8 protein-coding genes are annotated in these 8302 nt (G+C 70.6%); 1 reads left to right on the top strand and 7 read right to left on the bottom strand.

The features are described from left to right. Positions 1-192: 192 nt before the first annotated feature. The 5 genes from ABD714_RS16825 to ABD714_RS16805 all read right to left on the bottom strand — a co-directional run bounded on the left by ABD714_RS16825 (position 193) and on the right by ABD714_RS16805 (position 5282). Positions 193-987: a transglutaminase-like domain-containing protein gene (locus ABD714_RS16825; protein ID WP_344813562.1), complete on the bottom strand. Its 795-nt coding sequence runs from the start codon at positions 985-987 to the stop codon at positions 193-195. A 146-nt stretch (positions 988-1133) separates the two neighbouring features. After that, entirely contained in the window at positions 1134-2531 is a 1398-nt protein-coding gene (locus ABD714_RS16820; protein WP_344813560.1) for an L-serine ammonia-lyase, read from the bottom strand. Positions 2532-2765: 234 nt separating this feature from the next. Then, positions 2766-3143, bottom strand: coding sequence for a YccF domain-containing protein (locus tag ABD714_RS16815; protein WP_344813558.1), 378 nt, complete (start codon positions 3141-3143; stop codon positions 2766-2768). A 94-nt stretch (positions 3144-3237) separates the two neighbouring features. Beyond that, positions 3238-4131 (bottom strand): alpha/beta fold hydrolase, encoded by an 894-nt coding sequence (locus ABD714_RS16810; RefSeq protein ID WP_344813557.1) that lies wholly within the window; start codon positions 4129-4131, stop codon positions 3238-3240. 35 nt (positions 4132-4166) lie between these two features. Beyond that, a complete protein-coding gene (locus ABD714_RS16805; RefSeq protein ID WP_344813556.1) occupies positions 4167-5282 on the bottom strand; it encodes an OmpA family protein in 1116 nt (371 codons plus the stop codon). A 223-nt stretch (positions 5283-5505) separates the two neighbouring features. Here ABD714_RS16805 and ABD714_RS16800 point away from each other — a divergent pair, with 223 nt between their 5' ends. Beyond that, positions 5506-6426, top strand: a complete 921-nt coding sequence (locus tag ABD714_RS16800) for an NADP-dependent oxidoreductase (protein ID WP_344813555.1) — start codon at positions 5506-5508, stop codon at positions 6424-6426. A gap of 63 nt (positions 6427-6489) precedes the next feature. Here ABD714_RS16800 and ABD714_RS16795 read toward each other — a convergent pair whose 3' ends face one another. Both ABD714_RS16795 and ABD714_RS16790 read right to left on the bottom strand, forming a co-directional pair. Then, positions 6490-7629 carry a hypothetical protein gene (locus tag ABD714_RS16795; RefSeq protein ID WP_344813554.1) on the bottom strand — a complete coding sequence of 380 codons (1140 nt, stop codon included), beginning with the start codon at positions 7627-7629 and terminating at the stop codon, positions 6490-6492. Beyond that, positions 7626-8150: a SigE family RNA polymerase sigma factor gene (locus tag ABD714_RS16790; RefSeq protein WP_344813599.1), complete on the bottom strand. Its 525-nt coding sequence runs from the start codon at positions 8148-8150 to the stop codon at positions 7626-7628. Before ABD714_RS16790 ends, ABD714_RS16795 begins: the two co-directional genes overlap by 4 nt. Between the last annotated feature and the right edge of the window lie 152 nt (positions 8151-8302).

Below are 8302 nucleotides of genomic sequence, written 5' to 3'. Positions count from 1 at the left end.
TTGAAACTGACTGTGGCCACGCCACACTTCCTTTCCACGGGCAGGTACGTGCCCGACGATCCGTAGTGGAAATAACTCCTCCAGGATCCCACGCGGAGCACGTTCTGCCCGGGGAACCGACTGTGAACCTCGCCACGCTGATGCGTGTCAGCGTGGGGCGGGGTCAGCCCACCGTGATCCGGTGCGGCCCGATCAGCGCAGCTGGGTCAGCAGCTGGTTGTTGTCCAGCTCGAACCGGTCGACGACAGCTGTCACCTCGAGCCCGGTGAGGGTGGTGCCGGCGCCGAAGTTGGTGAGGAAGGCGGTGTCGGCGGCGTCCCGGCCGGTGGCCACCCGGAGCAGGCTCTGACGGGGGGCGAGCTGGGTGGCGTCCACGGCCCACCACTGACCGTCCACCAGGGCCTCGGCGACGGCGTGGAACTCCATCGGGCTGAGCCCCGGCGCGTAGACCGCGGCCAACCGGGCCGGCACGTTCAGCGACCGGAGCAGCGCGACGGACAGGTGCGCGAAGTCGCGGCAGACGCCCTGGCGGGCCAGCATCGTGCGGACCGCGCCGTCGGTCGGCAGGCTGGATCCGGAGACGTACGTGAGCTGCCGGTTCACCCAGTCGATGACCGCGTTGAGCAGGTTGAGCCCGGTGAGGCCGGAGAACTCGCTGGCCGCCGTCGGGGCGAGCGAGTCCGACTCGCAGTAACGGCTCGGTCGCAGGTAGACGATCTCGTCGGTGTCGGCCACCCGCGGCTCGTCGGCCACCCCGTCGACCACGGCGTCGTAGCGCAGCGAGGCCGTCGACCCGTTCGCGTACACCGAGTGCAGCCGCGTGCCGTGAACGTCGATGATCTCGGTCGGCTCGACCGCGTCGCCGTCGACGGTGATCTTCAGCGACTCCGACGAGATGGGGGCACCCTGGGCCACGGCCACGCTGTAGATGAGTCGGACGGGTCCGGAGAGGGCGAGATCGATGGAGGCGGAGACGGTGCGCTGCATGGCGGCCATGCTTCCACGAAGCGATGACCGCGGGGTTACCGTGCGATCACATGGACACCGGGCGGTGCCGTGTGGTCCGGGCGGCCTTGTGGTCCGGGCGGTGGGGTGCGGTCCGGGGGGTGGGGTGAGAACCGGCGACGGCGTCCTCAGCACTCGACGATGTTGACGGCCAGACCGCCGCGTGAGGTCTCCTTGTACTTGATCTTCATGTCGGCCCCGGTCTCCATCATGGTCTTGATCACCTTGTCCAGGCTGACGGTGTGTCGACCGTCGCCGTGCAGGGCCAGCCGCGCGGCGGTGATGGCCTTGACCGAGCCGATCGCATTCCTCTCGATGCAAGGGATCTGGACGAGGCCACCGACCGGGTCGCAGGTCAGGCCGAGGTGGTGCTCCATGCCGATCTCGGCGGCGTTCTCGACCTGCTCGGGCGATCCGCCGATCACCTCGGCCAGGGCGCCGGCGGCCATCGAGCAGGCACTGCCGACCTCGCCCTGACAGCCCACCTCGGCGCCGGAGATGGAGGCGGTCTGCTGGTAGATCGAGCCGATCGCCCCGGCCACCAGGAGGAACCGGACGATGGCGTCGTCGTCGACCCCGGCCACGAACCGTACGGCGTAGTGCAGCACCGCCGGGATGATGCCGGCGGCCCCGTTCGTCGGGGCGGTGACGACGCGACCGCCGGAGGCGTTCTCCTCGTTCACCGCCAGCGCCCAGACCGTGACCCAGTCGACGGCCTGCATCGGGTCCGTCAGGTCGCGCACCTGCAGCGGATCCACCTCGGTGCCGCTGGCCAACCGCGCGTAGAGGGCGCTGGCCCGTCGCCGCACCTTGAGCCCGCCGGGGAGGACCCCGACCGAGCTGCAGCCGTTCCGGACGCACTCGGTCATCACCGCCCAGATCCGCAGCAACCCCGCCCGCACCTCCGACTCCGGCCGCCGGACGCACTCGTTCGCCAGCATCACGTCGCTGACCCGCAGGCCGGTCGCGGCGCAGTGGGCCATCAGCTCGTCCCCGGTGCGGAAGTCGTACGGCACAGGGGTCGGGTCCGGCACCACCACCGGGTGCCCCTCGGTGTCGGCGGCGACGATGAAGCCGCCGCCGATGGAGTAGTAGGTGGACGCCCGTAGCAGGGCGTCGTCGGCACCGTACGCGGAGAAGGTCATGCCGTTCGGGTGATAGGGCAGCCGGGCCCGGCGGTGCAGGATCACGTCGTTGTCGAGGTGGATCCCGATCTGGTGGCTGCCGTTCAGCCGGATCCGCGCGCTCTCGGCGATCTCGGCGATCCGGAACGGACCGAGGCGGGTGTCGATGGTCTCCGGGTCCTCACCCTCCAGGCCCCACAGCACCGCCTTGTCGCTGCCGTGGCCGTGACCGGTGGCCCCCAGGGAGCCGAACAGCTCGGCCTTGACCCGCGTCGTCCGGGGCAGCAGGCCGTCGGCGGCCAGCTGCTCGACGAAGCGACGGGCGGCGCGCATCGGTCCGACGGTGTGGGAGCTGGACGGACCGATGCCGATGCTGAACAGGTCGAACACGCTGACGGCCATGGAGGACTGTCTACTCCGGCCGGCGCCGGAGCGCGAGGACCGGGGCGGCCGGGCGGGGCGGTCCGGAGGAGGACGTGCCCTGCCGGCTCATACCCGGCAGGGCATCGGTGTCGCCTGCCTCAGTCTCCTGAGGCGGCGCGGCACCCAGGGTGCCGACACGCCGTGACGCGCGGACGACGGGTCGGAGACGGGTCGGGGTGCGGACCGGGACCGCTCGCTGCGCAGACGAGTGGGTCAGAGCCGGCGGGTGACGATCTCCTTGCCCAGCGGCATCAGGGCGACCGGGATCAGCTTGAAGTTGGCCACGGCCATGGGGATGCCGACGATCGTGAGGCACAGGGCGATGCCGGTGGCGATGTGGGTGAGGGCGATCCACCAGCCGGCGACGAGGATCCAGATCACGTTGCCCAGCAGCGAGAACACTCCCGAGGTCGGCTTCTCGACGACGTCGCGGCCGAACGGCCAGGCGGCGTAGCTGGCCAGCCGGAAGGAGGCCACACCCCACGGGATGGTGACGATCAGCAGGCAGCAGATCAACCCGGCGAGTGCGTACGCCAGCCAGAGCCAGAGACCGCTGAAGAGGAACCAGATGATGTTGAGCAGGGTGCGCATGGGCTCCATTGTCGGCAGCCGTCGGGCCCGGACAACCGGGTGTTGCCCTGGTCCGCGCCGGAGCCCACCCCCGCACGGGCGGGTGCCGCGGCGGTCAGGGCAGGGTGGTGAGGAAGTCGTTCGCGTGGGCGAGGAAGACGTCCGGGCGCTCGACCGGCAGCCAGTGACCGCAGTCCGGCACCAGCACCAGCTCGGCGTGCGGCATGACCGCGGCGGCGGTCCGCGAGCCGATGGGATCGACGAGCGGATCGTCCACCCCGTGCAGGAACAGGGTCGGGGCGGCGATCCGGGACACCTGGGGCAGCAGGTTGTTGCGCATCCGGCGCGGACCCAAGGTGGCCTGGTTGTAACGCCCGTAGCCCACCCCGGAACCCGGTCGGCGGGCTTCGCGACCGAACTCGGTCCGGATCGCCGCGTCGACCGAGGCGGGGTCGTGAACCATCCGGCTGAGGTAGCTGTCGGTGAACCGTCCGGCGACGCGGCCGAGTCCGAACAGCACCGGGTCGGGCAGCCGGGCGGCCAGCCAGGCGGCGAGCTGGGTGGGTGCGTTCCTCAGCCGGGGAGTCAGCCCGCCGGGAGCGACCAGGATGAGTCCGGCCACCGCTTCCGGATGACGGAGGGCGACCCGCAACGCGATGTCGCCGCCCATCGAGAGGCCGACCACCACGAGCCGGTTGATCCCGGTCGACCGGGCCACGCCGACCACCAGGTCGGCCAGCTCGTCGGGGTCGCCGGAGACCTCGATCCCTTCGGTGTCACCGAAGCCGGGAAGATCCGGCGCGATCACCGACCGGTCCCGCGCCAGGGGTCCGAACACCCGCGACCAGGAGATGGCCGCGTTGTCGTAGCCCCCGCCGTGGATCAGCAGGACCGGCGGCCGGTCCGACCCGACGTCCGTGCCGGGTCCGCCCCTGAGCAGCCGGACCCGCCCCCCGGCCCACTGGAGCCACGACGCGGTCGCCCCCGGGGGAAGCAGCCGGTCGGTCATGGCTCAGCGTAGGCCGAGGGTGCGTACGGTCCCGCTCACTCGGTGGTGGAGAAGGTGACGACCACCGCACGGTTCCGCGGGTCCGTGCCCGGCTTCACCAGCGGCTTCGCGCTGCCGTAGCCGACGACCTCGGTGATGTTCTTGGCCGGGACGTCGAGCTCCTTGAGCAGGGCGGCCACCTCGGTGGCCCGCTGGGTGGACAGCGTCTTGGCGAAGTCGTTGTTGGCGCCACTGGATCCGGCCGTGTGGCCCTCGACGGTGATCTTGGTCCCGGAGTCGAGGTCACCGATGCACTTCTTCAGCGCCTTGAGGGTGGCCTTCTTGTCGATCAGGGCGGGCTGGTCGGCCACGAACAGGGCGGGGGACGGCAGGGTGCAGGTCCGGGTCTTGCCCTGGTCGGACGACGCGTAGTCGGCGTTCGGGTCGGGCACCGGGATCGGCGAGATGGTGCCGGCGGCCGGCGTGGTGCCGGTGCCGTCGTAGAAGGTGACCTTCTTCGCCCCGGCGGCCTGGGCCAGTCCGTCCCAGATCGCTCGCTGGTAGCCGATCTGCAGCTTGGAGAGCTTGGTCTGCTCACCGGCGACGGGGGTGACCACGAAGGTCACCTCGCGGCCCTCGAGGTCGGGCAGGGCGTCGGCCTTCTTGACGGCCTTGATCACCGAAGTGGGCGACTCGTCGAAGGCGAGCTCGCGGAAGTCGACCGGTTCCTCGGTGTCCAGCAGCGGGGAGAAGACCCACACCGGCGTCTTGGCGGGGGAGGCGACCGCGTCCAGTCCGGCCAGCACGGACCGACCGTCGGCGGTGGCCGCGTCGGCGTTGATCTTGTCGGTGACGGTGGTGGCGCCGGCCGCGGGGTCGGCGGCGAGGTCGACCTCGGCCGTCTTCGTGGTGCCGTCACCGCCGACGGTCACCCACTCCAGCCCGGAGCCGTTCTCGCCGAGGCTGGTCCAGGAGGCGGCCACCGGCTGCGGCACGGCGACCTGCGCCTCGTTGCTGGAGACGGCGGTGCTCACCACCGTCCCCTTCACCTGTACGGGGGCGGCAGGGGTCTGCTCGGTGGTGGGTGTCGGCTGGTCGGCACCGCAAGCGGCGACCAGGGCCAGCGGGAGCGCCAGGAAGCAAGCGGCCAGATGGCGTGGGGTCCGGGTCATACACCAGGCTAGACACGGGCCCTGGCCCGATCCCAAATCCTGGCGCCGGTTCGTGACCAAGGACTCAACCCCCACCGGACCAGCAGGTGCATTGGTTGCCGACGTGTGGGGTCGGTGGTCGTGGGACCTGTGGGTGCGGTGGTCGGGTGGCGAGGAATACGTGGGGGCGGGTCGATGCTGGCCCAGACGTACACCCGTCCTCGACCGTCAGGAGCCTGCCGCGATGCGCGCCGTCACCTATCCCGCCTACAGCACCGATCTGTCCACTCTGCGGGTGGAGGAGCTGCCACAGCCCAAGCTGGCGCCGAGTGCTGTGCTGATCGAGGTGCGCGCCGCCTCGGTGAACCCGGTGGACTGGAAGGTGATGACAGGCGGCCTCGACGGGCTGCTGGACGCGGTCTTCCCCGTCATCCCGGGGTGGGACGTCGCGGGTGTGGTCGTCGGGCTCGGTCCGGACACCCCGGAGTTCGCCGTCGGCGACGAGGTGATCGCGTACGCCCGCAAGGACACCGTCGGCGCCGGCACGTTCGCCGAGCTGGTGGCGGTGCCGGCGGTCTCGGTGGCCCGCAAGCCCACTTCGTTGAGCTTCGAGCAGGCGGCCGGGCTGCCGCTCGCCGGTGGCACCGCGCTGCGGACGCTGGACGCTCTCGACGTGTCGGCCGGCGACACCGTGCTGATCCACGCCGCGGCCGGTGGGGTCGGGGCCTTCGCGGTGCAGATCGCCGTCGCCCGGGGCGCACGCGTCATCGGCACCGCCTCGGAGTCCAACCACGCCTTCCTCCGCGAGCTGGGGGCCGAGCCGGTTGCGTACGGCGACGGTGTGGTGGACCGGGTCCGGGGTCTGGCTCCCGACGGCGTGGACGCCGTGGCCGACTTCGTCGGTGGGCAGCTGGAGACCAGCCGCGCGGTCCTGGCCGACGGGGGCCGGTTGGCCTCGGTCGCCGACCCGGGGGTCATCGAGCACCGCGGTCGCTGGATCTGGGTGCGTCCGGACGGGGCGGAGTCCGCCCGCCTGGCCGCGCTGGCCGACGAGGGTGCGCTGACCGTCGAGGTGGCGCAGACCTTCTCCCTGGACCAGGTGGCAGAGGCGTTCGCCGAGAGCCAGACCGGGCACGTGCGCGGGAAGCTGATCATCGTCCCCTGACCCGTCCCGAGGCAGGAGTCCACCGGACAGCCGGGTGTGCCGGGCTGCTGCCGTCGTGCGCGGCTATCGGCGGTTCCGAGTCACGAAGTGCACGGCGGTCGGATACGGGCCGAACGCCGAGAACCAACACTCTCCGACGAGATCGACGGTCATGAAGCCGTAGGAGGTGCCGTCATCACCCACCCGGAGGTTCAGACGATTCTGATCGTCGAAGACGAAGACCGGTCCGATGGGGTTGTTGCCGGTGTCGATCAGCGTCCTGAGTCGCCCGCTGGTCACATCGACGATCTCGAGCGTTCCAGTGGCGACATTGCGGGCGGCCGCCAGGCTGCTGTCGGGTGACAGCGCCAGGATCTCCCAGTGGCAGGTTCGCCACACGATCGCCGCGGTGCTTCCGTTCAGGATGAGGTGGCAGCCCTGGCGGTCGGCGACGACGACACGATCGGCGACCGGGTCGCCGCTGACCACGCTCTTCCACTGGGTGAAGGTCTTGGTGGGATAGGGCTGCCTGGTCAGATCGGAGGCGTCAGCGCGGGTCACGCCGTTCTGCGTGGTCACCCACAGCGCGTCGGCGGTGGCCGCCATGGCCGAGGTCTGTAACGCCGGTTGGGATGCGTCGATGAGCTGAGAGGTTCTCGTCCACAACAGCGGTCCGGCCTCGGTGCGCACCATCACGGACCCGTTCGGGCCGGGGTCGACGCCGGTCATCGACATCGAGTCGGCGGAGCCGGTGACGGGCAGCGGTTCTGGTCTGAGGTTCAGGAACACCTGCTTCCGGGATGTGGTCAGCCAGGCTGCCTCGGCGCCGAACTCGGTGATCGTGCCGAACTGGTTGCCGGGTCGGTCGAGCTTGGCTCCAGAAGAGAGGAAGATCTCACCGTCGCGGACGGTGGAGACCTCGATGTCAGGACCGGGCTCGCGACCGACGGGATCCAGGATCACGGCGCGTGGCCCCGGCGGCGGGGTGGACGGATGCGTCGATGTCGCCACCGGCGGTCTGTCGGTGTTCGCCACCCGCATCCAGTCCTCGGCGATCCCGGGAGCGGCCAGCAGCAGCACCAGCACCCCGATTGCTGCGCCGATCCGCCGTCGACGCATCTGCTCACCGCGGGCGACGCTGGTGAGGTGGAGGGCCGTTGCCGGCTCCGGGCCGGGACGGGCGTGCAGCCGCTCCGCGAGCTCCTCCTCGAACGGCTCGTTCATGCCTCCCCTCCCTCCCGAAGGACCTGCTTCAGCTTGGCGATGGCGCGCGACGTGTGGGTCTTCACCGAGCCCTGCGAGCAGCCCATCGCCGTCGCGGTCTCCGCCACCGTCAGATCCGCGTAGAAGCGCAGGGCGATCGCCGTGCGTTGGCGCGTGGGCAGCGCCTGGACGGCCGACCACGTGAGGTCGATCGAACCATCGTCGGTGGTGGCGGATTCAGGCAGCGTGGCCGTCGATCTCTCGCGTCGCTTCCAGGCGTGCCGCCACAGAGATACGTTCTCGTTGACGATGATGCGCCGGACGTAGCCGACGGGGTCGTGTCCTGCCCCGCCGATCTTCGGCCACTTGAGGTAGGCGCGGGCCAGCGCCGTCTGCAGGAGGTCCTCACCGGTCTGGCGATCGCCGGCGACCAGCTGGGCGAAGCCGAGCAACGGACGCTGGAACTCCCGCACCCAGGCAGAGAAGTCGGCAACCCGCTCATCTCGAGATGTCGGACGGTCGGTGAGGTGCTCTCGCACCATGATCACCTCATCCGATGGTCCAGGACTGCTCACGACCCTACGAACGTGGTGACCGAGGGGTTCGGTTGACACGCTGTTCGACGGCATCGGCCCTGCCCGCCCACTGTGGCCCCAGGTCCGGCCACGGGGCAACCATCACGGGACCCTTCGGT

This window comes from Microlunatus aurantiacus (assembly GCF_039536605.1).
Taxonomy (GTDB): Bacteria; Actinomycetota; Actinomycetes; order Propionibacteriales; family Propionibacteriaceae; genus Microlunatus; species Microlunatus aurantiacus.
Note: the sequence above shows the minus strand (reverse complement) of the source record. Positions and strands in the feature narration are given on the sequence as shown.